Annotated in this window: 26 protein-coding genes and 1 other annotated feature (1 of these 27 only partly in view); of the genes, 22 read left to right on the top strand and 4 right to left on the bottom strand. The window is 43.0% G+C overall.

From position 1 onward, the window contains the following. The 10 genes from DW930_RS04560 to DW930_RS04515 all read left to right on the top strand — a co-directional run bounded on the left by DW930_RS04560 (position 1) and on the right by DW930_RS04515 (position 9,630). Positions 1-255: a DUF1912 family protein gene (locus DW930_RS04560; RefSeq protein ID WP_023022387.1), complete on the top strand. Its 255-nt coding sequence runs from the start codon at positions 1-3 to the stop codon at positions 253-255. Positions 256-436: 181 nt separating this feature from the next. Next, positions 437-784 carry a helix-hairpin-helix domain-containing protein gene (locus tag DW930_RS04555; RefSeq protein ID WP_023026407.1) on the top strand — a complete coding sequence of 116 codons (348 nt, stop codon included), beginning with the start codon at positions 437-439 and terminating at the stop codon, positions 782-784. 258 nt (positions 785-1,042) lie between these two features. After that, complete coding sequence (locus tag DW930_RS04550) at positions 1,043-1,603, top strand: GNAT family protein (RefSeq protein WP_207801599.1); 561 nt, start codon at positions 1,043-1,045, stop codon at positions 1,601-1,603. Then, the gene (locus DW930_RS04545; protein ID WP_123159448.1) at positions 1,603-2,181 is read left to right on the top strand and encodes an AAA family ATPase; all 579 of its coding nucleotides are present in this window, start codon (positions 1,603-1,605) and stop codon (positions 2,179-2,181) included. Before DW930_RS04550 ends, DW930_RS04545 begins: the two co-directional genes overlap by 1 nt. Further along, complete coding sequence (locus tag DW930_RS04540; RefSeq protein ID WP_123159447.1) at positions 2,174-4,822, top strand: valine--tRNA ligase; 2,649 nt, start codon at positions 2,174-2,176, stop codon at positions 4,820-4,822. Before DW930_RS04545 ends, DW930_RS04540 begins: the two co-directional genes overlap by 8 nt. Positions 4,823-4,828: 6 nt before the next feature. Beyond that, positions 4,829-5,998, top strand: a complete 1,170-nt coding sequence (locus DW930_RS04535; RefSeq protein WP_123159446.1) for a hypothetical protein — start codon at positions 4,829-4,831, stop codon at positions 5,996-5,998. Next, positions 5,973-6,254, top strand: coding sequence for a DUF4325 domain-containing protein (locus DW930_RS04530; RefSeq protein WP_123159445.1), 282 nt, complete (start codon positions 5,973-5,975; stop codon positions 6,252-6,254). The genes DW930_RS04535 and DW930_RS04530 overlap by 26 nt, the downstream gene beginning before the upstream one ends. Positions 6,255-6,256: 2 nt before the next feature. After that, positions 6,257-6,703 carry a hypothetical protein gene (locus tag DW930_RS04525; protein WP_123159444.1) on the top strand — a complete coding sequence of 149 codons (447 nt, stop codon included), beginning with the start codon at positions 6,257-6,259 and terminating at the stop codon, positions 6,701-6,703. 39 nt (positions 6,704-6,742) lie between these two features. Continuing rightward, positions 6,743-7,963, top strand: a complete 1,221-nt coding sequence (locus DW930_RS04520) for a DNA cytosine methyltransferase (RefSeq protein ID WP_123159443.1) — start codon at positions 6,743-6,745, stop codon at positions 7,961-7,963. Positions 7,964-8,040: 77 nt separating this feature from the next. Further along, positions 8,041-9,630, top strand: a complete 1,590-nt coding sequence (locus DW930_RS04515; RefSeq protein WP_123159442.1) for a hypothetical protein — start codon at positions 8,041-8,043, stop codon at positions 9,628-9,630. Between the two features lie 20 nt (positions 9,631-9,650). On the opposite strand, the gene DW930_RS04510 is transcribed toward DW930_RS04515, so the two are convergent. The 4 genes from DW930_RS04510 to DW930_RS04495 are packed head-to-tail and all read right to left on the bottom strand — an operon-like array spanning position 9,651 to position 12,397. Then, positions 9,651-9,956 (bottom strand): DUF5960 family protein, encoded by a 306-nt coding sequence (locus DW930_RS04510; protein WP_023026420.1) that lies wholly within the window; start codon positions 9,954-9,956, stop codon positions 9,651-9,653. Beyond that, on the bottom strand, positions 9,937-10,308 hold the full coding sequence (locus DW930_RS04505) for a hypothetical protein (protein ID WP_123159441.1): 372 nt from the start codon (positions 10,306-10,308) through the stop codon (positions 9,937-9,939). Before DW930_RS04505 ends, DW930_RS04510 begins: the two co-directional genes overlap by 20 nt. Then, positions 10,305-11,717 (bottom strand): Y-family DNA polymerase, encoded by a 1,413-nt coding sequence (locus DW930_RS04500; RefSeq protein ID WP_123159440.1) that lies wholly within the window; start codon positions 11,715-11,717, stop codon positions 10,305-10,307. The genes DW930_RS04505 and DW930_RS04500 overlap by 4 nt, the downstream gene beginning before the upstream one ends. Positions 11,718-11,719: 2 nt before the next feature. Beyond that, on the bottom strand, positions 11,720-12,397 hold the full coding sequence (locus DW930_RS04495; protein ID WP_123159439.1) for an XRE family transcriptional regulator: 678 nt from the start codon (positions 12,395-12,397) through the stop codon (positions 11,720-11,722). 182 nt (positions 12,398-12,579) lie between these two features. Between DW930_RS04495 and rsmD the strand changes: the two genes are divergently transcribed. The 12 genes from rsmD to DW930_RS04435 all read left to right on the top strand — a co-directional run bounded on the left by rsmD (position 12,580) and on the right by DW930_RS04435 (position 23,094). Beyond that, positions 12,580-13,119 carry a 16S rRNA (guanine(966)-N(2))-methyltransferase RsmD gene (rsmD, locus tag DW930_RS04490; protein WP_123159467.1) on the top strand — a complete coding sequence of 180 codons (540 nt, stop codon included), beginning with the start codon at positions 12,580-12,582 and terminating at the stop codon, positions 13,117-13,119. Continuing rightward, positions 13,109-13,582 carry a pantetheine-phosphate adenylyltransferase gene (gene coaD, locus DW930_RS04485; RefSeq protein ID WP_117745081.1) on the top strand — a complete coding sequence of 158 codons (474 nt, stop codon included), beginning with the start codon at positions 13,109-13,111 and terminating at the stop codon, positions 13,580-13,582. The genes rsmD and coaD overlap by 11 nt, the downstream gene beginning before the upstream one ends. Positions 13,583-13,659: 77 nt before the next feature. Next, the gene (locus tag DW930_RS04480; RefSeq protein ID WP_172605109.1) at positions 13,660-14,694 is read left to right on the top strand and encodes a SepM family pheromone-processing serine protease; all 1,035 of its coding nucleotides are present in this window, start codon (positions 13,660-13,662) and stop codon (positions 14,692-14,694) included. A 313-nt stretch (positions 14,695-15,007) separates the two neighbouring features. Beyond that, positions 15,008-15,718 carry a thiol-disulfide oxidoreductase-associated membrane protein CcdA2 gene (gene ccdA2, locus DW930_RS04475; RefSeq protein ID WP_023022423.1) on the top strand — a complete coding sequence of 237 codons (711 nt, stop codon included), beginning with the start codon at positions 15,008-15,010 and terminating at the stop codon, positions 15,716-15,718. Positions 15,719-15,744: 26 nt separating this feature from the next. Further along, the gene (locus tag DW930_RS04470; protein ID WP_023026435.1) at positions 15,745-16,050 is read left to right on the top strand and encodes a hypothetical protein; all 306 of its coding nucleotides are present in this window, start codon (positions 15,745-15,747) and stop codon (positions 16,048-16,050) included. 65 nt (positions 16,051-16,115) lie between these two features. After that, on the top strand, positions 16,116-16,676 hold the full coding sequence (locus DW930_RS04465; RefSeq protein ID WP_123159437.1) for a TlpA disulfide reductase family protein: 561 nt from the start codon (positions 16,116-16,118) through the stop codon (positions 16,674-16,676). Between the two features lie 12 nt (positions 16,677-16,688). Continuing rightward, entirely contained in the window at positions 16,689-17,810 is a 1,122-nt protein-coding gene (gene msrB, locus DW930_RS04460; protein ID WP_123159436.1) for a peptide-methionine (R)-S-oxide reductase MsrB, read from the top strand. Between the two features lie 58 nt (positions 17,811-17,868). Further along, positions 17,869-18,603 carry a response regulator gene (locus tag DW930_RS04455; protein WP_123159435.1) on the top strand — a complete coding sequence of 245 codons (735 nt, stop codon included), beginning with the start codon at positions 17,869-17,871 and terminating at the stop codon, positions 18,601-18,603. After that, positions 18,600-20,312, top strand: a complete 1,713-nt coding sequence (locus DW930_RS04450) for a sensor histidine kinase (protein WP_123159434.1) — start codon at positions 18,600-18,602, stop codon at positions 20,310-20,312. The genes DW930_RS04455 and DW930_RS04450 overlap by 4 nt, the downstream gene beginning before the upstream one ends. 585 nt (positions 20,313-20,897) lie before the next feature. After that, a complete protein-coding gene (locus DW930_RS04445; protein WP_123159433.1) occupies positions 20,898-21,476 on the top strand; it encodes a YutD-like domain-containing protein in 579 nt (192 codons plus the stop codon). An 18-nt stretch (positions 21,477-21,494) separates the two neighbouring features. Beyond that, positions 21,495-22,583, top strand: coding sequence for a 23S rRNA (adenine(2503)-C(2))-methyltransferase RlmN (gene rlmN / locus DW930_RS04440; protein ID WP_123159432.1), 1,089 nt, complete (start codon positions 21,495-21,497; stop codon positions 22,581-22,583). Continuing rightward, positions 22,561-23,094: a VanZ family protein gene (locus DW930_RS04435; RefSeq protein ID WP_023022440.1), complete on the top strand. Its 534-nt coding sequence runs from the start codon at positions 22,561-22,563 to the stop codon at positions 23,092-23,094. Before rlmN ends, DW930_RS04435 begins: the two co-directional genes overlap by 23 nt. A 77-nt stretch (positions 23,095-23,171) precedes the next feature. Beyond that, positions 23,172-23,214: a binding site (T-box leader), on the top strand (it continues 193 nt past the right edge of the window).

The raw sequence follows: 23,214 nt of genomic DNA, 5'->3' as shown, positions 1-23,214 counted from the left end.
ATGAGCTACGAAAAAGAATTTATGAAAGAATTTGAGGCTTGGATCAAGACCCAGGTCATGATCAATGAGATGGCCCTGACAGAAAGCAAGAAGGTCTATGAAGAGGATCAGGACGAGCGGGCCAAGGAAGCTATGATCCGCTATGAGAGTCGCTTGGATGCCTATCAATTCCTTCAAGGGAAGTTTGCCAACTACCACGAAGGGAAAAGTTTCCACGATCTTCCAGATGGCTTGTTTGGAGAGAGAACCTATTAAAGGCTCTCTGTAAAGGCTTTTGACTAGCTGGATTTGGCTGAAAATAGTGCAATGACTTGATTTTTCGAGGGATTGTGTTACAATAAAAAAGTTGAACAGACATCAACGAATTATTGAAAGTAATATTGGTGATGAAACCTTGTTGCCTTAGGGATTGATCACTGGATACGTAGGAGGAAAAATGGCAAAGAAGAACGTTAACCGTGCGAAACAATACAAACATCAAAATAGACATCTTTTGAAAAAAGCTGTCGCAACTGTAGGAGCAGCCGTTAAAGAGGCACCTAAAAAAGTTGAGAAAGCAGCAAAAGCAGCAGCGAAAGAAGTGAAACAAGTAGCTTCTTCAGTGGAAGAATTCGCTGCAAGCTTGGAAGGTGTAGCCCTTGATCGTGCGCAAACATTCTATGATGAAGGTATTCGCTCTGTTGCGGACTTCGCAAACTGGACAGAGAAAGAGTTGTTGGCCCTTAAAGGAATCGGCCCAGCAACTATCAAAAAATTGCAAGAACTTGGTGTCAAGTTTAAATAATCGCTTTTGTGATTTCTTGCTATTTCCGGGAAAACTTGATAAAATGAACCTGTTAGAGGTGTTTTGAATTCCACATTTTACAGAAAGTGGCGGTGCTGAGAAGTCCACAAATGTGTCAAAACTAGTTGCTAATGGATGAAAATGAAATAAACAAAGTTGCGGGCAAGGGCCCGAAATTGGGTGGTACCGCGGATAAACACATTCGTCCCTGTCAGATTGATGGCAGGGACGTTTTTTTGTAGAAAGCGAGGGAGGAAGATGACAAGAGCAGAGTTACCAGAACGAATCAAAACGGAACGTCTGGTCCTGCGAGTCCGTACAGTGGCGGATGCTGAGGATATCCATGCCTACGCTAGTCTGCCAGAAGTTTCCTATCCAGCAGGCTTTCCACCCGTCAAGACCTTGGAAGATGAGATTTATTACCTAGAACATATCCTTCCCGAGCGCAATCAAAAAGATAATCTCCCAGCGGGTTACGGAATTGTAGTCAAAGGGACGGATAAGCTCATCGGCTCTGTTGATTTCAACCATCGCCACGCAGACGATGTGCTGGAGATTGGCTATACCTTGCACCCAGACTATTGGGGGCGAGGTTATGTACCCGAAGCGGCGCGTACCTTGATTGACTTAGCTTTTAAAGATCTGGATCTTCACAAGATAGAACTGACTTGCTTTGGCTACAATCTCCAAAGTCAACGAGTCGCTGAGAAACTTGGCTTTACCCTTGAAGCTCGCATAAGGGATCGCAAAGATGCCCAGGGAAACCGTTGTGATAGTCTGATATACGGCTTGTTGAAGAGTGAGTGGGAGGTGGATTGATGCATGTTTTCATCATTGGAGCTCCAGCTTCAGGGAAAATGACCATTGGTCAGGAACTTTCGAAACTCACCGGCGCGACTCTCTTTTTCAACCATCAACCCATTGATTTTGCCCTCGAAATCTATCAAGATTTTACAGAGGAAATGTGGGAATTTGTTCGTGGAATTTACTTTTCTTTTCTTGGGACAAGCGCCAGGAATCATCGGTCGGTGATTTTAACAGGCGTAATTGACTTTTCAAATCAGTACAATCTGATGTATTTAAAGGAAATTCAGAATTTGTTGGATGATTATCATCAAGAGATTCTTTTTGTTGAGTTGGAAACAAGTCTTGAAGAGCGCTTACGTCGAAATCGAACGGAGAATCGATTAAAGCACAAACCCTTAAAACGACATATTGAGGTATCTGAAAGAGAAATTTTAGAGACCACTGAAACACTTCAATTTAATTCTCAATTTCAACCAAATGAGTTGCACCACTACTTTAAAATAAATAATACGAATTTGTCTGCAGAAGAAGTTGCAAAGCAGATTCAAGAAAAAATGAAAACAATAGAGAAAGGACAAACACATGTCTAAAGAACTTTCACCTAAATACAATCCAGCCGAGGTTGAGGCTGGGCGTTACCAAAAATGGCTTGATGCGGATGTTTTCAAGCCTTCTGGCGATAAAAAGGCTAAGCCTTATTCGATCGTGATTCCACCACCAAATGTAACTGGGAAACTCCACCTTGGTCATGCTTGGGATACAACTTTGCAAGATATCATCATCCGTCAAAAACGTATGCAAGGTTTTGATACGCTTTGGCTTCCAGGGATGGACCATGCGGGGATTGCGACTCAGGCTAAGGTTGAGGAGCGCTTGCGTGGTGAGGGCATTAGCCGTTACGACCTGGGTCGTGAAAAATTCCTCGAGAAAGTCTGGGAATGGAAAGACGAATATGCCACTACCATCAAGGAACAATGGGGCAAGATGGGGCTCTCTGTAGACTACTCTCGTGAGCGTTTCACTCTTGACGAAGGTTTGTCAAAAGCCGTTCGCAAGGTCTTTGTGGACCTTTACAAAAAAGGCTGGATCTACCGTGGTGAGTTTATCATCAACTGGGACCCAGCAGCTCGCACAGCCCTTTCTGATATCGAGGTGATCCACAAGGATGTCGAAGGTGCCTTCTACCACATGAACTACATGCTGGAAGATGGCCCACGCGCCCTTGAAGTAGCGACAACTCGTCCTGAGACTATGTTTGGGGACGTCGCCGTTGCGGTCAATCCAGAAGACCCACGCTACAAGGACTTGATTGGTAAACATGTCGTTCTTCCAATCGCTAATAAATTGATTCCAATCGTTGGAGATGAGCACGCTGATCCTGAGTTTGGTACAGGTGTCGTGAAAATCACACCTGCCCACGATCCTAACGACTTCTTAGTTGGTCAACGCCATAACTTGCCACAAGTCAACGTTATGAATGACGATGGAACTATGAATGAGCTTGCCTTTGAATTTGCAGGTATGGATCGTTTTGAAGCTCGTAAGGCAGTCGTTGCCAAGTTGGAAGAAATCGGTGCCCTCGTTAAAATCGAAAAACGTGTCCACAGTGTTGGTCACTCAGAGCGTACAGGTGTAGTGGTTGAGCCACGCTTGTCTACGCAATGGTTCGTCAAGATGGACCAATTGGCTAAGAACGCCATCGCCAACCAAGACACAGAGGATAAGGTTGAATTCTACCCACCTCGTTTCAACGATACCTTCCTCCAATGGATGGAAAATGTCCACGACTGGGTAATCTCACGTCAGCTCTGGTGGGGCCACCAAATCCCTGCTTGGTACAATGCTGAGGGTGAAATGTATGTCGGTGAAGAAGCTCCAGAAGGTGACGGATGGACTCAGGACGAAGACGTCTTGGACACTTGGTTCAGTTCTGCCCTTTGGCCATTCTCAACTATGGGCTGGCCTGATGTCGACTCAGAAGACTTCAAACGTTACTTCCCAACTTCAACCTTGGTAACAGGTTACGATATCATCTTCTTCTGGGTGTCTCGTATGATCTTCCAATCTTTGGAATTCACTGGCCGTCAGCCATTCCAAAACGTTCTGATCCACGGTCTTATCCGTGACGAGCAAGGACGCAAGATGTCGAAATCTCTTGGTAACGGAATTGACCCGATGGATGTCATCGAGAAATACGGTGCCGATGCCCTTCGCTGGTTCCTTTCAAACGGTTCTGCACCAGGTCAAGACGTGCGCTTCTCTTACGAGAAAATGGATGCTTCATGGAACTTCATTAACAAGATCTGGAACATCTCTCGCTACATCCTCATGAACAATGAAGGCTTGACCCTTGAGCAGGCAACTGCTAATGTCGAAAAAGTTGTCAATAAGGAAGCTGGAAATGTCACTGACCGCTGGATTCTCCACAACCTCAATGAAACTATCGGAAAAGTCACTGAAAACTTTGATAAGTTTGAATTTGGTGTAGCTGGCCACATCCTCTACAACTTCATCTGGGATGAGTTTGCGGACTGGTACGTTGAATTGACCAAGGAAGTCCTTTATAGTGACAACGAAGAAGAGAAAGTTATCACACGTTCTGTTCTCCTTTACACTTTAGACAAGATCCTTCGTCTCCTTCACCCAATCATGCCATTCGTGACAGAGGAAATCTTTGGACAAATCTCAGAAGGCTCTATCGTGACAGCAGCATACCCAACTGTCAACCCAGCCTTTGAAGACTTGGTGGCTCACACAGGTGTGGAAAGCCTCAAAGACTTGATCCGTGCTGTTCGTAATGCGCGTGCAGAAGTAAACGTAGCACCAAGCAAGCCTATCACAATCCTTGTCAAGACAAGCGATAGCGACTTGGAAGCCTTCTTTAACAGCAATGTCAACTACATCAAGCGCTTCACAAATCCAGAACACTTGGAAATTGTATCAACCATCCCTGCACCTGAACTCGCGATGTCAAGCGTCATCACAGGAGCAGAAATCTACTTGCCTCTCGCAGACCTCCTCAATGTCGAAGAAGAACTGGCTCGCCTCGACAAGGAACTGGCTAAATGGCAAAAAGAACTGGATATGGTCGGCAAGAAACTCTCTAACGAACGCTTCGTAGCCAATGCCAAACCAGAAGTCGTCCAAAAAGAACGCGACAAACAAGCCGACTACCAAGCTAAATACGATGCGACCGTAGCACGTATTGATGAGATGAAGAAGTTGGGATAATGTTCTATGAGTCAAAATATAGATTTGATTTTCTCTGATTGTTCTAGCTATAAACTTCGATTAGAGAAAGATAATAAGGGGAAAAAATATTATTCCTTTAGAACAAAGATTAAAAATTTCAATGCAGAGTTATTGTCTTCGATTATTTCTTTTTCAACATCGATTATTCAAAAACCTAAACTAATCAGAAATATAGAATTTAATTTTGATTCTATAGAATTGCAAGATAAATTGTCTTACATTTATTTCGAATGCATCTGTTTTTATTTAATTAGTCAAGGTTTCGTGGTATCGGTCTATCTACAGGTAACTAGGAATGTGGTATCCTCAGGAATCTATGATTCACCTATAAAATACTTAAATCCGCCCAATGGAAATTACTCGCTTGAAAAATTTTTGAAGGAATTTCAAGTAAAAATTACTCGTACACATTTGAGATTGTGGGTAACTTCTAATAATGACCTCTCGTCTTTTTCCTCTACAGTAGTAAATTTTTTAAAAAATTTATTTATAATTGACGATAAAAAAATTTTGTTTTCTATTTCTAATACTATTGGAGAACTAGTAGGAAATGCTATCGAACACGGGAAATCTGACTGCTTAGTAGATATAGATTATTCTGATAGTTTTATTCATGTTCAAAAACCTGATAGAAATTTCTCAGCACTAAATGTCGTTATATTAAACTTTTCTGAAATTAAAATGGGTGATTTAGTAAAAAATAAAATCATACAGGCTCATCCTCGTAAAATAGGTGAAAGGTATCAGGATATAAAGAGGATTTATAATATACATGAAGCCTTCTTTAATCAGGAGTATACCGAAAATATTTTTTGGATTATTGCTTCATTACAGCATGAAATATCAGGTAGAGAAGATACAATGATTAGTGGGGGTAGAGGGAGTACTAAACTTCTTAAATCGATTATAGATTATTCGGAAAGCAACTATTGCTATATAATGAGTGGACATGAGTTAGTGAAGTTTCATCATAAGTTATTGAATGAAGATTCGCAAGGTTACGTCTCATTCTCGAATTCGGACTTTCAGTCTGCAAAACCAGAAAAGGAAGTATATTCTAAATCAAAAATATATTTACCTGGAGTTGGTTATAATTTGAATTTTGTTTTGGAAAAAAAGGATGGTGAAGATGAAAGAAATAAAGTTAACTTTTAAAAAAACATATATAAGCTTGGCTGGTAACCCAGAAGGAAAAGAAGTTTTTAATAACCAAGTAAAGCCATATATACAGGATGAGGATAAAATTAAATTAATTTTTCCACCTGAAATCGAAAACGTAGCTTCATCTTTTTTTCAAGGTCTATTTAAAGAAGAACTTGAGAAAATTGGTAAAAAAGGAGTTGAATCTAAGTATACTCTGGTTTTTGAAAATGAGGATTTAGACTACTCTATCGAGGAGGCTATTGAATAGACGTGTGGAGTAATATTTTATCAGCAATAGCTATTATATTATCAGTTGTTACTTTTGTGATTAGTTTAATTTTTGAGAATATAAAATTGAAGAGAGAAAAAAACTCTAAAATTTTTCAAGATATATATTTCAAATATATGCAGTTTACGATACCAAAAGCTGAATCTGATATAAACTATATTCATACTAATGATAGAATTAAATTAACTGGTATTACTGAGATGACAAATATTTTAAAAAATCTTAGAAAAAAATCTAGTTTTTATAAATTCACTGACAAGAAATTTTATAAAAAACTTACAGAGTATATCATGGAGGTAGAGGACTACTATTCTAGAAAGTTAAATACTGTTGATGATAATGAAAAATACGATAAATTCAAATCAGAATCAAAAGAAAAAATTAGCAAACTTTATAAGATTTTATTAAAAAAATTGAATAAGGGTTAAACATGGTTTAACTTTCATTTTTAGAAAGCAGGTTACTACATGACAAATTCTGTAAGTTCGAACCGCTCTGAGAAGTACAACATTGCAGCCTTCTTCTCAGGTGTTGGGGGAATTGAGTTGGGATTTGAACAGACCAACGAGTTCAGAGTGGTGTATGCCAATGAATTTGATAAGTATGCGCGTCAGACTTATCGTTTAAATTATCCAAATACGCATTTGGATAGTCGTGATATTCATGCGGTGCAGCCGGAAGACATTCCAGCTGAGCGTGTGGATGTGATTATGGGAGGGTTCCCTTGCCAGGCCTTTAGTATTGCGGGTTACCGCAAGGGATTTGATGATGATCGTGGGGATCTTTTCTTTGAGTTGCTTCGCATGATTGAAGGGCGTAAACCTCGAGCTATCTTCATCGAAAACGTCAAAAATATGGTCGGTCATGACCATGGCAATACCTTCAAGGTTATTCGTGAAGCCTTGACGGAGAACAACTACTTCATCAAGTGGAAGGTTCTCAACGGGAAAGACTACGGAAATATCCCACAAAACCGTGAGCGGATTTACATTGTTGGTTTTGATACTAAAGAAGCCTACGACTTGTTTGAATTCCCTGAGGAAATCAAGCTGACTACGACTTTGGGCGATGTCATTGATTTTGGTGCTAAGACAGATGAGGCCTACTATTATCGAGAAGGCAAGCAGAATTTCTACGCTGACCTCAAGGCTAATGTGACCAGTCAAGATACGGTCTACCAGTGGCGTCGTCAATATGTTCGTGAGAATAAAAACGGTGTTGTTCCAACCCTAACAGCTAATATGGGAACAGGCGGGCACAATGTCCCGTTGATCCTGACTGACAGCGGGGAGATTCGTAAGTTAACACCGAAGGAAACTTTTAATGTACAAGGTTATCCAAAGACCTTTAAGTTACCTGAGGGTGTTTCCAATGGTCAACTTTATAAACAAGCTGGAAATAGTGTGGTTGTTCCTGTGATTAAACGCATCGCAGAGCGGATTGCTTTTGCCCTTAATGAGAGCAATGGGCCGTCTCAATTGGATCGCTCAGGAAAATTTGCCATTATCTACACAAAGATGAATGGTCAATTTGAAGGCCAGTCTTATGTGAAAGATTTTGTCTCCTCTTATGAGGAAGCAGAGAAGAAGATTGCCTCCTATGAGGATGGTCTTGCAATTTTATCTGATGAAGATTATTTCAGATTGGTAAAAAAACGTGGAAATTTTGAGTTTTACAGCATTATTTAACGAATTATATAAGTAAGGGGACTAGTGAAAAACTAGTCTTCTTTTGATATACTTAAATAAGAAGTGAGGATTGAATGATGTGGGAACACCTAAAACAAGAACAAAAAGAGAAATATAAGACTCTCATTACCAACTTTGCTAGTCTGAGTGAGGCTTTCTCTCAAAAAGCAGAGGGTGAAGATACTGATGATCGAGAGAGCCATGTCGCTCCGATTGTCAATTCAAAATTCCAAGAGACTGTTTTCCAAAAGGCTTTTCATGCGGTTGGTGAGGACATTGCCAATACCTCCTATGATGCTTCGCTTGTCGTTGATGAGCAACATAAGTATTTGGTTGGGATTAAATCCTTTGGCTTGGACTCAGGGGATCAAAAGATTGCTCAGTTCAAGAAAGATTCGCAGTCTTGGAATGAGTTGTTGAGTGAAATTCGATTTCATGCTGATATTTCACCGGATAAGGAGACAGCTGATAAAGAAAATCGTGCTCGCTATGAAAAACTGGCCCGTGAGATTGCGACCTTGCGAAATCAACGGATTGAATCTTCAAAAGCCCTCATAAAAGGATTCCATTCTGATTCTAGTCATGTAGAAGCCGTCTATCATGTCTTGATGCCGACTTCCAAAGGACACAAGCCTCAGATCCATGTAGGAGAGACAACTTATCTGCCTGTTGACCTAGATCATCTCAAGATTCTGGGTTCTACAACTAAGAACAATCCTACAAATTTTCGTTTTACAGATGGCCAGCATGATTACAAATACACGGCTGCAGATAGTCAGCTCCATATGACCTTTAGGAATAAGGAGATTGTAGTTGATACCTGGGATGTGAATTATGTCGAAGATCCCTTTTATCTTTTTGAACACCTTCATTTATTGACCTCGGAAAAAAGTGATTCGGAGATTCTTGAGACGGTGTCGTGGGTGATCACAGATAAGCATGGAAATGTAGAAGAAAATTCTGGCTTTAACGCTTTTAATGGTGGTTCAAAGTTGGCGAAGAAAGATCGCTTGCCACGGATTTTAAAGATTCAGAATAAGTTTAAAGATAGTCTTGCTCCAGAAGAACTTGCTTTTGTAATCTTCTCTTTGGAAGAAATCCTCTTGAAAAAATGGTCTACCAAGGAAGAAAAAGCTCAGATGAAGTCCATTCGTGAGGACTTGATTCGCTTTGCACACGAGACAGGGAACGAAAAGCTCATTAAAGAAATTGAACAGCTGGTGTATCGTCCGGTTAGTGAAGTGTATATCCCTCTTCCAGACTCCAAACATTTCCATGAGGAGCGTCCAGACTTTTTTGGTAAAGGGATTGGAAAGTTTGAGCCAGGTACTAGTAAACTCGCGCTCCCAAAAGAAGAACGGACCTTTAAGCTACGATTTTTATCATCAGGTGATGTGATTACTGCCTATATCAACCAAGAAGCTGGGAAGGCCATTCAATCAACTGATAAGCAAGAAATCCTTGGAAATTGGATCCTTCGTGGGGTCTTTCAGTTAAAAGACAGAGAGATCCTAACGGGTAAGAAATTGTCTCAGCTAGAAATCAATGGTATCCGTCTCTCTAAATTCAAAAACGGTGAAATCGGCATTGACTTCATCTGGATTGATGTGGACAATCCTCCTGTAGACGCGATTGGTTGGGTTGCGAAATCCTCTTCATCTAGATGATAAAAGAACCTCCTAGTTTTCTAGGAGGTTGCTTTGTATTCTGTGGTGAGGCTGTGGCCTAGGTAGGTATAAATCCGTGTCAGTGGGGATTGGGGATGGGTGGAGACGCGAAAGTGAAAGTAGTGGTCACGATGGTCGCGACTCTGGGTGTGGTGGAGTCTGAAATAGTTGCGCTGGCCTGTCGACATGGAACGGAGCAGGTCATCTTCTAAAAAGACTAAGGGGGTCGCAGTCGTTGCCAAGCGGTAAAAATCATGCTCGAACTGCTGGTAATTGTCTGAAAAATAATCGAATTGGAGTTCGTGTTTATTCAGGGCTGGTTTCATAGCTAGAATCTCCTGGTTCAATAGAAAAAATAGTCGAAAGAAGGAGAGAGTGGTAGTGCTGGCCATTTTTAATGAGGACTTCGGTAGGGCTTAAGCTATAGACCTGGCCGTAGTAGACGGCAATTTGATTGTCCTGGAGGCTAGAGAGGGATAGGGGAGACTTTTGCTGGTAAGCCTGCTCGAGAAGGCGACGGATTTCTTCGCTTGAGAGGAGGCGGAGCTCTTCTAGGGAGAGGTGCTTTGTTTGTAAGGCCGTCGAATGCTCAGAGAGGAAGAAGCCAGCCCACTTGGCCATGCCTCGGTCTTGAAAGTCCCGTGCCGACTGATAGGGGAGATAAGAACGATCGATCATGCTAAGCCATCTAAACCTCCTGCAGAGTGGCCTCCGGTCAGTTTGCTTCGAGCCAGAGCGCGTGAATTTTCTAATAGGGCAGATCCCTTCTGTAGAGAAGCAAAGCCAAATCGGTCACGGATGTGGTCAATGGTCTCTTGGAGGGATTCTTCTTTTTGAGTTTCCTCAGGATCATCAAATAGGGAGATCAGCTGGAAGCTCTCCTCTACGAGCTTCCCGTAAAAGACTCCGATCTGCCGGATGGCTCCTCCCTGGTAGTGGGAACGAAAGAGTTGGATGACTTCCTTGCCTAATTGAGCGGTAGAGTTGGTCGGCTCAATCTTTTGCTGGCAGTGGATGGAAGGGAGCTGTTCCTGTTTGGAGTAGCTGGCGTGGATGGAGACCAATTGGGTCTTTTTCTTTTCCCGACGTAAGCGGATAGCGACCTGCTCGGCCATCTCCCGAAAAACCAATTCAATATCGCTTTGGCGGTGGTAGTCACGGGGAAGGATTTGTGAATTTCCTAGACCGTGAGACTTTGGCCGATAGGGGCGATGGACATTGCTTTCATCAATCCCATGGGCATGAAACCAGAGCTGGACGCCCATGACTCCAAATTCGTTTTTGAGCTGGTCTGGATTGGCCTGGGCCAGCTCATAGATGGAGTGAATGCCGAGCTTGTTCAGGCGTTTTTCTGTTCGATGGCCAATGCCCCAGAAATCAGTTAGTTTTTTTATCTGCCAGACACGACTGGGGACGTCTTCGTAAGACCAGTTAGCCCGCATGGTTTTCTGGTGCTTGGCTTCGTTGTCTAGAGCCAGTTTGGCCAGGAGCGGATTGGCATTGCTCATCCCGACAGTAGCATAGATCCCAGTTTGCTGCCAAATGCGCTTTTGGATCCGAGCAGAAAGGAGATCTAGCTTGGAGCGTCGGTCTAGCTGAGGATCAGGAATAAAGTAGTTGAGAGAGCTGGTCAAATCGATAAATCCCTCATCGATGGAATAGGGGTAGATATCATCTGGAGCAGCAAATTCTTGAAAGACTTGCTGGATTTCCATGTTGACCTGGATATAGGCATTCATGCGAGGAGGCACGATAAAGGTACGCTTGGCCCAACTTTCGATATAGTGGACAAAGGATGGATCTGTAGGGAGGCCTTGCTTACGGGCCAAGTAGTAATTGAATTTCCTAGTCTTGAGATCAAAGGGCAGATCGTAGCTACGCCCGACATTTTTCTTTCCAAAGACTTGCTTAAAAACGGGGGAACTAGCTAAGATGAGGCCAGCAGAATTATCGCTCCGACTCATGACACAAAGAGACGTCGTCAAGGGATTGAGGCCGAGGCGGACACACTCACAACTGGCATAGAAACTTTTCATATCCACAAAAGCAATATCAGACCTTGGCTCACGTGAATAATCAAAAAGCATGTCTAGACCTCCAGAGGGAGGAAGTGGCCAACCACGATACCAACGATTTTTGGTTCATCTTCGTAGGGTGCAAAGAGGTCATCATAGGCTGGGTTGATAGACTCTAGGCGGAGGCCCTCCTCTTCCCGATAGACTTTTTTGATATAGGTCTTTCCGTTCCACATAAGGGCGTAGACCGCTCCATCATAGTCAAATCCTGTCTGTTTCATCAAGGCAACGGAACCGTTTGGATAGCTTGGTTCCATAGAATCTCCAGAGACCCAAGAGGCAAAGTCGTGTTGGATCTCTTGGTCGAAATAAACGATCTCGTAGTCGGTCTCATTGTCATAAAAGGTATGACCATGTCCGGCAGCCAAGTCGATAGAGAGGACACGGTAAGGGACCAAAGAGACCACTTTTTCTTGCTCTGCTAAGAGTTGGCTAGCCAAGAGATCGACCTTTTTTTGATGGGGCGGGGTTAATAAAGGGTAGGTGAAAAGCGCTGAGCTCTTGTCGACAAAGTAGTCCTCTTTAACGGAGAGGCGCTTGGCCAACCTCCTGAGATTTTTATCGTGTGGCTCTGCTAAGCCATTCTCCCAACTAGAGTAGGTCTTGCGACTAATCTCTAAGGATTCGTAGACCTGGGCTTGGGTTAGGCCGAGCTCCAGTCGCCGGTCTTTTAATTTTTTTGCATCAAACATCTGCGTTCTCCTATGTAACGTTTTAAAAGTTACATATAGTATAGCAAAAATAAATTCGGACTTCAAGAGAAAAGTGAGAGGATTTTTCTTTGGCAGCGAAAGGGATTTGCTTCAGCAGATCTCAGATTGGAGAGGGTGAGTGTTTTTGTATCTTTTATCTAAATTTTGATATAATAATCTCTATGAAGATTGTATCAGGTACCTATGGGGGGCGTCCTCTTAAGACGCTCGAAGGAAAGACAACGAGGCCCACTTCAGATAAGGTGAGAGGGGCTATGTTTAATATGATTGGTCCTTATTTTGATGGGGGGCGGGTCTTGGATTTATATGCAGGCTCAGGCGGCTTGTCCATCGAAGCGGTATCGCGTGGGATGGAGCAGGCTGTCTTGGTCGAGAAAGACCGCAGAGCCCAAGGGATTATTGCCAGCAATATCCAAATGACCAAGGAAAGCCACAAGTTTCAATTGCTGAAGATGGAGGCTCACCAAGCTCTCGGCCAATTGCAGGGGACCTTTGACCTTGTTTTCCTGGATCCTCCCTATGCCAAGGAGCAGATCGTAGCCGATATTGAAACCTTGGCTGAACGAGATTTGCTGGGAGAAGAGGTCATGGTCGTCTGTGAGACAGACAAGGCAGTAGACTTGCCTGAGGAGATTGCCTGTCTAGGAATCTGGAAAGAAAAAATCTACGGAATTAGTAAGGTAACGGTTTATGTCAGATAAAATCGGGTTATTTACAGGTTCATTTGACCCAATGACCTTGGGACACTTGGATTTGATAGAGCGAGCTAGTCGCTTGTTTGATTGCTTGTATGTAGGCATCTTCTTTAATCATGAGAAGAAGGGCTATTTTACCATTGAGCAAAGAGAGGCCATGGTGACAGAGGCAGTAGCTCATTTGTCCAATGTAAGAGTCATCATCTCAGAGGCAGAGTTGGCTGTAGAAGTGGCTAGACGGTATGGAGTGACGAGCTTGGTTCGAGGCTTGCGAAATAGCCAAGACTTTCTCTATGAAAGCAACATGGACTACTTCAATCACCAGCTGGCTCCAGAGCTTGAGACCATCTATCTCTGTGCCCAGCCCCAGTACCAGGCCTTGAGCTCGACGAGAATTCGCGAGTTGCTGACCTTCCAGCAAGATGTCAGTGCCTATGTCCCAGAGAGTGTTATAAAGGAGATGAAATAAAAGGAATGAATGAATTTGAAAAACAAAGGGCTCAGTTACCAGAAAGCCCATTTGAACCTGTACGCAAAAAAGATAGTGTGTGGAGAACCTATCGCTGGCCGATTATTGGGACTTTGCTTCTGATTCTGGCCTTGTTAGCTTTCTTTGTTCCCCTGCCCTATTATCTGGAAATGCCTGGGAGTTCAGAAGATATTCGCCAAGTGATGCGCGTCAACCAGAAAAATGATGAAGCATCTGGTTCGTATGATTTTGTCACTGTTGCCGTCAAGCAAGCGACCTTCTCGGATATAGTCTATGCCTGGGTGACTCCTTTTACAGATATCCACTCTGAAAAAGAAATGACAGGTGGCAGTTCCAGTGAGGAATTTTTCCGGATCAATCAATTTTATATGGAGACCTCTCAAAATACTGCCAAATACCAAGGATTAAAAACTGCTGGAAAAGAGACAGAGATGGAATTCTTAGGTGTTTATGTCATGCAAGTAGCAGAAGACTCTACCTTTAAAGGCGTTCTAAATATTGCGGACACGGTTACGGCTGTGAATGACAAAACCTTCAAGAGCTCAAAAGAGCTCATCGAGTATGTTGGTTCCCAAAAAATTGGGGACAAGGTCTCAGTGACCTACACAGAAGATGGTCAGACCAAGACAGCTGAAGGAAAGATTATTAAGTTGGTCAATGGCAAGAATGGGATTGGGATTAGCTTGATTGACCGGACAGAAGTGAAGAGTGACGTGCCGATTGAGTTTGCGACAGCTGGCATCGGTGGCCCAAGTGCCGGGATGATGTTTAGTTTGTCCATCTATACCCAAGTAGCAGATCCAGACCTTCGTCAGGGACGCCATATCGCAGGGACAGGGACCATTAACCATGATGGGACTGTCGGAGATATCGGTGGAGTGGATAAAAAAGTCGTAGCAGCAGATCGCGCTGGTGCTGAAATCTTCTTTGCCCCTGATAATCCGGTGACAGAGGAAGTTAAAAAGAACAATCCGAATGCCAAGAGCAACTACGACGAAGCGGTAGAAACAGCTAAGAAAATTAAGACCAAGATGAAAATTGTTCCTGTCAAAACCTTGCAGGATGCTATTGATTATTTGAAAAAGAATTAAAGTAGCTTGCTCGAAAAGAGAGTGGGACAGAAATCGGTAATTCGTAAGAATTCGATTTCGTCGTCCCACCTCCGCACAGTTGAGTAGGGGTGTAAAAGCTGATGAAATCAGCGTAGTAGAGCCCACTCAACCACTGCGTCTTGCTCGACAATCCAAAGACAATATCGAGGCTAGGATTTTTGTCCCAGCCTCGATGTTGGTAGATAGGGATATTCATCTCCCAATTAAATTCAAGTTTTTGCATATCAATCTCTCTATTTTTAGAGAGATTTTTTCTTTATACTAGTGTCAGAAAGTAAGGGAGGTAATTGAAATGATTGAAAATAGTTTGTTTTCCATTTCAGTGTTCTTAGCGGGGATTCTATCTTTTTTCTCTCCGTGTATTTTACCGCTGATGCCAGTCTATGTAGGGATCTTATTAGATTCTGAGCATGAGAAAACGGTGCGTATTTTTGGAAGAGATATTTCTTGGTATGGTTTGGTCAAGACCCTCTGTTTTATTGCTGGTCTATCAACCGTATTTCTCATCCTAGGTTATGGTGCAGGTGCCCTGGGTCAGGTACTCTATGCTCCCTGGTTCCGTTACCTACTAGGAGGGATTGTCATCTTATTGGGAATCCATCAGATGGGCCTCATCAATCTTCGGCAACTCCAAAAACAAAAGAGTATCCAACTGAAGAAGGACGAAAAACGCAACGAATTCTTCAATGCCTTTCTAATTGGAGTGACCTTTAGTTTTGGGTGGACTCCTTGTGTCGGACCTGTATTGAGCTCCGTTTTAGCGCTTGCGGCCTCTGGAGGAAATGGTGCTCTACAAGGAGCGCTCTTAATGCTGGTTTACACCTTGGGCTTAGCTCTTCCCTTCCTACTATTGGCCCTGGCTTCAGGCTGGGTCTTGCAACGCTTTGCCAAACTCAAGCCTCATATGGGGACCTTGAAAAAAATCGGTGGTGCTCTCATCGTCTTGATGGGCATCTTGCTCATGCTGGGCAATCTCAACAGCCTAGCATCCCTGTTTCACTAATCTTGAATGATTAAAGGAGAAAAATCATGAAAAAAATTCTTGCACTTACTATTGCTACCCTTAGCATCGTCACTTTAGCAGCTTGTTCAGGAAAAAAATCTGATTCAGATATGAAAAAAACGGACGATAGTAGTATGATGAAGAAGGACGATATGAAGGATTCGTCCATGTCCGATGATAAAATGAAAAAAGACGATATGAAAGATTCATCTATGATGTCTGACAGCAGTTCTGAAATGAAAGACGACATGAAAGAAGATAAGATGAAATCGAGCGATTCAGAGATGAAGGACGACATGAGTGACTCATCTGACATGAAATCAGACCAATAAAGGACAATAGGAAGAGGAGGTCGTCTGCTTGGGCGACTTTCTCCCAATTTAGAGAGGAGGAAGACATGAAAAAAATAGCCTTAATAGCGACAGGACTTTTCTGTGTTGGATTGTTAGGGGCCTGCTCCGCCCAGGGGATGGAGTCATCCAATAAAAGCGAGACTAAGCAGACAGCCAAAACGGGAGGTTCAGAGCAAGCTGGCAAGAAGGTTCTGGATTTTAGCCTGCAAGGAGTAGACGGCAAGACCTACCGCTTATCAGATTACAAAGGGAAGAAAGTCTATCTCAAGTTTTGGGCTTCCTGGTGCTCAATCTGTCTTTCAACATTAGGTGACACAAATGATTTAGCAAAGGCAGAGGAGGGTAAAGATTATGTAGTTCTAACTGTTGTCGCTCCGACATTTAATGGGGAAAAATCAGCCGATGACTTTAAAAATTGGTACCAGGCTTTGGACTACAAAGATTTCCCAGTCTTGATGGATAGTAAGGGCGACTTGCTCAAAGAGTACGGGATTCGCTCTTATCCATCTGCTCTCTTTATTGCGAGCGATGGAACTCTCGCCAAGACCCATATCGGCTATATGAGTAAGGAAGACATCGTCCAGACTCTAAAAGAAATGAAGTAAGGAGGACATAAAATGGAAACAAAATGGAAACTCATTTCCGTTCTTTTAGTGGGCCTGCTTTGTTTTGGACTCTTTTTCCTTATCAAAGGATCGATGGCTTTGGATACATCAGATGCGACGACTGAGCAGATCAAAAAAGCGTCCATGAGTCAGACACCAGTAGCAAACAAAAAGAAGGAAGAAAAAGTCAATCCAGAAGACCAACGAGAAATCTATCTAGCTGGCGGTTGCTTCTGGGGTGTGGAAGAGTATTTTTCCCGTGTTCCAGGTGTCATTGATGCCGAATCAGGTTATGCCAATGGAAAAGGGGATACCACCAAGTATGAACTGGTCAACCAAACAGGGCATGCCGAAACGGTACATATCACCTATAATGTCAAGAAGGTTTCCTTGAAAGAACTGCTTCTACACTATTTCCGGATTATTGATCCAACATCAAAAAACCGTCAGGGAAATGATCAGGGCAGTCAATATCGGACAGGAGTTTATTACACCGATCAAGCAGATTTGCCAACCATAAACCAAGTATTTGAAGAAGTGGCGAAGAAATATGATAAGCCTTTGGCTGTAGAAAAAGAAGAACTTGCTAATTATATCAAGGCGGAAGACTACCATCAGGACTATCTACAGAAACATCCGAATGGCTATTGTCACATTGATGTGAATCAAGCTTCTTATCCGGTTATTGACGCTAGTCGCTATCCAAAGCCGAGCGATGAAGAGATCAAGAAGAAGTTATCGCCCGAAGAATATGCAGTGACGCAAGAAAATGATACAGAGCGTGCTTTTTCTAACCGCTATTGGGATAAGTTTGAAGCGGGCATCTATGTAGATGTCGTAACAGGAGAGCCCCTCTTCTCCTCAAAAGATAAATTTGATTCCGGTTGTGGTTGGCCAAGTTTTAGCCGGCCGATCAGTCCCGATGTGGCAACCTACAAGGAAGATAAGAGTTTCAATATGACTCGGACAGAGGTTCGGAGTCGAGTAGGAAATTCCCATCTAGGCCACGTCTTTACGGATGGACCTAAGGAAAAAGGTGGTCTTCGCTACTGTATCAATAGTTTGTCAATTAAATTCATTCCTAAAGCAGAGATGGCAGAAAAGGGCTACGGCTATTTGTTGGACTATGTCTGAGACTTTTTGCGACCTACTTTGATATAATGAGTATAACAAGGATAAGTAGGTGAAACACATGTATTCAATCATGATTGTAGAAGACGAAGAGCTGGTTCGGCAGGGACTTACTTCTCTAGTGAATTATGAACAGTTTGGGATGAAGGTCATTGACCAAGCGGAAAATGGGCGAATAGCTTGGGAAAAATTTCAATCACAACCGGCTGATCTTCTCTTGACGGATATCAATATGCCACAGTTGAATGGCTTAGATTTGGCCCAACTGGTCCGAGAGAAAGCCCCGTCCTGCCATATCATCTTTCTAACAGGCTATGATGATTTTGAGTTTGCTCAGAAAGCCATTCGACTCGGAGCAGATGACTATCTCCTCAAGCCCTTTTCAAAAGCGGATATTGAAGAGATGCTGGAGAAAGTCAAGAATAAGCTAGACGAGGAAGGAAAGAAAGCCCAGGTTGAAACCTTGGTGGATCAGGGGCATTCGACAGAGTTGGAAGAGGCTATTCATTCCCGCTTAGCAGATTCCCGATTAACCCTCAAGGACTTGGCTCTTCAACTGGGTTTTAGTCCCTCTTATCTGAGTGTCCTAATCAAGAAAACATTGGGACTTCCTTTTCAAGAATACTTGATCCAAGAACGGATGAAGAAGGCCAAACTTTTACTCTTGACGACTGATCTCAAGATTTATGAGATTGCAGACCAGGTTGGCTTTGAAGATATGAACTATTTTTCTCAACGCTTTAAACAAGTAGTCGGTGTAACCCCAAGACAATACAAAAAAGGAGAGTATGAATGAAACGATACCCTTTGCTGATTCAGCTGATTGTCTATGTATTTGTCTTCATTCTTTTGCTCTTGGGTTTAGTCGGTAGTCTATACTATCAAACTAGCTCAGCAACCATTGGCCAACTGACGGAGCGAACAACCCGCAATAGTATCGACCAGAGTAGTCAGTTTATCACCTCCTATCTGAAAAAATTGAAGCAGACCACCTCGGTCCTCAGCAAAGAAGAGACCATTCGTCAGTTTGCTCAAGACAAGGAGGAGAGCCCAGAAGCCGTTCAAAGTCTGATGCGAACCATTATTGAGACAGACCCAGATCTGGTTTCGGCTGTCTTGGTGACCAAGGATGGACGCCTCGTTGCTACGGATTCTCAAATTAGCATGCAGACCTCATCGGATATGATGAACGAAAGCTGGTATCAGGAGGCAATCAAGGAGAGGGGCATTCCTGTCTTGACGCCAGCCCGGAAGGAATCCTTGTCTTCAGAGAAGGACAAGTGGGTGATTTCCATCACCCAGGAAGTGGCGGATGCTTCTGGTCAAAATCTAGGAGTTTTGCGTCTAGATATTGGTTATCAAAGTCTAGAGGCTTATCTAGATCATCTTCAGCTAGGCAAAAAAGGCTTTAGTTTCATCGTCAATCAGAAGCATGAATTTGTCTACCATCCTAAAAAGGCAGTCTATTCTTCCAGTCAGGAAATGCAGGCCATGCAACCCTATATTGCTGTCAAGGATGGCTATGCCCAAAAGGGGCAGAACTTTGTCTACCAAATTGCTATACCAGAGAGTGATTGGACCTTAATTGGAGTGGCTTCTCTGGAAGGTCTCCAGATGCTTCAGTCACAGATGCTCTATTCCTTTATAGGTTTAGGGGCTCTCGTCCTCATCATGTGCTGGCTGGGGATCTGGTTCATTCTGCGCTTGTGGATTAAACCTCTACAAGACTTGCAGGCTGTCATTCTGAAAATAGGAGCTGGTGATTCCCACTTGCGGGCGACCACCAAGGGATCGCCTGAATTGGTAGATCTTGCTCAAGCCTTCAACCGTATGTTGGATCAAATTGAAAACCTTATGCAATTGGTTAAAGAAGAGGAACAAAATGCACGACGCTATGAACTGCGAGCTCTTTCAGCCCAGATCAATCCACATTTCCTCTATAATACCTTGGATACCATTGTCTGGATGGCTGAGTTTAATGATGGTCAGCGCGTGGTTGACCTGACTAAGTCCCTAGCCAAATATTTCCGCCTTGCTCTCAATCAAGGACAAGAACAAATTAGGCTTCAGGATGAAATAGACCATGTGCGCCAGTATCTCTTCATTCAGAAACAACGCTATGGGGATAAGTTGAATTATGAAATTTTAGAAGAGGGGACGTTGGGAGATTATCAGCTTCCTAAACTGGTCCTACAACCCTTAGTGGAAAATGCCATCTATCACGGCATCAAGGAGATGGATCGGCCGGGCGTGATACGAGTCACTTCGGAAATCAGAGAAGAACAAGTGGTCCTGACGATTTACGATAATGGACGAGGCTTTGCCTTGTCTGAGTCGACAGACCAAACTCTTCTTCGACTAGGAGGCGTTGGTTTGAAAAATGTGGAACAACGCTTGCGGTTACAGTTTGGGGCTAGCTATCATATGGAGATTGATTCTAAGGCTAATAGCTATACGAAAATCACTCTTTATTTACCCCTCACATCACGTGATGAACATTCATAGGAGAGTGGGACAGAAATCGGTAAATCGTTAGAATTCGATTTCGTCGTCTCACCTCCGCACAGTTGAGTAGGGGTGTAAAAGCTGATGAAATCAGCGTAGTAGAGCCCACTCAACCACAGCGTCTTGCTCGACAATCCAAAGATAATTGAGAGGCTAGGACTTTTGTCCCAGCCTCCTTTTTACGTTCAAAATGAAAATAGAGTCTTCTAAAAAACTTTCCTTAGGTGAGTACGGACGTCAGCGAACTTCTACGAAGTTTCATGACTTAGTTTTGAGCCTAGGGTCTCAAAACTCCCGAGTGCCTGAAACAATTAGGTTTCAGGCACTTTTCTCACAGCGGAAAGTTTTAGATCCGCTTAAATGACTCAAAAAATAGAATCCTTTTTTTGAAGAATCGCCTAGTTATTTTCTGTAAAAAATTTGTCTACATTCTAAAGTCTGCTTTTCTGATAAGATAGGAAGAAGAAGTAAATTAAATCGTCAGACTTTTTACAGATTTTCTCTTTTCTGTTGAAATTCTATCTAAAGATAGGGATTTATGATAAAATAAAGTGTTACAACTAAAGGTATGAATAAAGGAAGGCTATGCGCAAAGAAATATCCCCTGAATTATTTAATTATAATAAATATCCTGGACCGGAATTTCGTCTGGTTGGCAATCAAGTGCTAGCAGAACAATTGATATTTGAGCTGGTTGAGAATCAAAATGATGCCTTTGATGCTACGGTCTTTGGTCAGCGTTTTTCAGAGATTTTAACCAAGTTTGATTATATTGTCGGTGATTGGAGCAATGAACAGTTGCGTCTGCGTGGCTTCTATAAGGACGATCGTCCGGTTACAGATGCAGAGAAAATCAGTCGTCTAGAAGATTATTTACTAGAATACTGTAGCTATGGTTGTGCTTATTTTGTCCTAGAAAATGCAGAACCCCGTCGAGCATCCTTTGACAAGAAATCTTCTCCAAAACAACAGGAAGAGGGCAACCGTTCTGCTAAGCGTGGCGGTCGTCAAAATCGCCGAAATCGTTCCAAAAATCAGCCACGGGAACGTGAACAAGAGCAAAAACAAAAGGCTTCTCAACCAAAGAAAAAGAACCGTCAGCGGTCTAGGAAAAAAGATGTACAGGGTGAGCAAGAACGCCACTTTGTCATCCGTCAAAAGTAAAGAGAGAAAAGAGATAAGATGAAACCTTCAATTTATGGTCTGACTCGACAAGAACTGATCGAGTGGGCAGAAGAACATGGTGAAAAGAAATTCCGAGCAACCCAAATCTGGGAATGGCTTTATAGGAAACGCGTCCAGTCATTTGAAGAAATGACCAACCTATCTAAGGGCTTGATCGAAACGTTGAATGACCAGTTCGTGATCAATCCTTTGAAACAACGGATCGTGCAAGAATCAGCAGATGGGACTGTCAAATACCTCTTTGAATTGCCAGATGGCATGTTGATCGAGACAGTTTTGATGCGCCAACATTATGGCTTGTCAGTCTGTGTCACCACTCAGGTAGGCTGCAACATCGGGTGTACCTTCTGTGCATCTGGTTTGATCAAGAAGCAACGCGACTTGAACAGTGGGGAAATCGTTGCCCAAATCATGCTAGTTCAAAAGTACTTTGACGAGCGTGGTCAAGATGAACGCGTCAGCCACATCGTTGTGATGGGAATTGGTGAGCCGTTTGATAACTACAAGAATGTCTTGAGCTTTGTCCGTACGGTCAATGATGACAAGGGACTGGCTATCGGTGCCCGCCACATTACCGTTTCAACTTCTGGCTTGGCTCATAAGATTCGTGATTTTGCTAATGAAGGGGTTCAGGTCAACTTGGCGGTATCACTTCATGCTCCAAATAATGACTTGCGTTCCAGCATCATGAAAATCAACCGCGCTTTCCCAATCGAGAAATTATTTGCGGCTATTGAGTACTATATTGAAACGACCAACCGCCGGGTAACCTTCGAGTACATCATGCTTAATGAAGTCAATGATGGTGTCGAACAAGCCTTAGAATTGGCAGAACTCCTTAAAAAGATCAAGAAGTTATCTTATGTAAACTTGATTCCTTACAACCCAGTTAGTGAGCATGATCAGTATAGCCGGAGTCCAAGAGAGCGCGTGATGGCCTTTTATGACACCTTGAAGAAAAACGGAGTCAACTGCGTGGTTCGTCAAGAGCATGGTACGGATATTGATGCTGCTTGTGGCCAATTGCGTTCCAATACGATGAAGAGAGACCGGGAGAAAGCCATTGTTGAACAAGTTCAACCGTAACAACGGGCTGATAGAACAAGGTCAATTAACAAATAAAGGAAGACAACTGCTACTAGGTGGCAGTTTCTTCTATTTTGTCTTGCTCTGTCTCATGTGTTTTCTCCCCCAACGGCCTGAACCAGGAATGGAAACACCTGGTATCCAACATTTTGGGCGAGTAGTCGTATTGCTGGTTCCCTTTAATTCCCTCATCAACCTAGCTCAAGTGACCAGCCTGGTCCAGCTGATCAAGGTGTTTGTACAAAATATAGCCAACATCTTTCTCTTATTCCCTTTGGTCTTTCAGCTGCTTTGGCTCTGGCCTTGGCTAGGCACTCGGAAACGCGTCCTTTGCTTTAGTCTAGGGATGAGTTTATGGATCGAGCTCAGTCAGATTGTCCTAGACCTCTTGTTTGATTTCAATCGGGTATTTGAGATAGATGATCTGTGGACCAATACCCTGGGAGGCTACCTAGCCTATCTGTGTTTTAAATGGCTACAAGCTTCTATGAGTAAGGACAAGCCATCTTAGTTTGGTCTAAAATCCGAACGATTGAAGACGATTTCAAATTTTGGGTTGACAAACGATAGGTAGGAAGCTATAATAGCTTCAAGACATCAGAAAAGTAGAGATTTTTCTCACTTCCAGGGA

Source organism: Streptococcus sp. AM43-2AT (genome assembly GCF_003603405.1).
GTDB classification, from domain to species: Bacteria; Bacillota; Bacilli; order Lactobacillales; family Streptococcaceae; genus Streptococcus; species Streptococcus ilei.
Note: the sequence above shows the minus strand (reverse complement) of the source record. Positions and strands in the feature narration are given on the sequence as shown.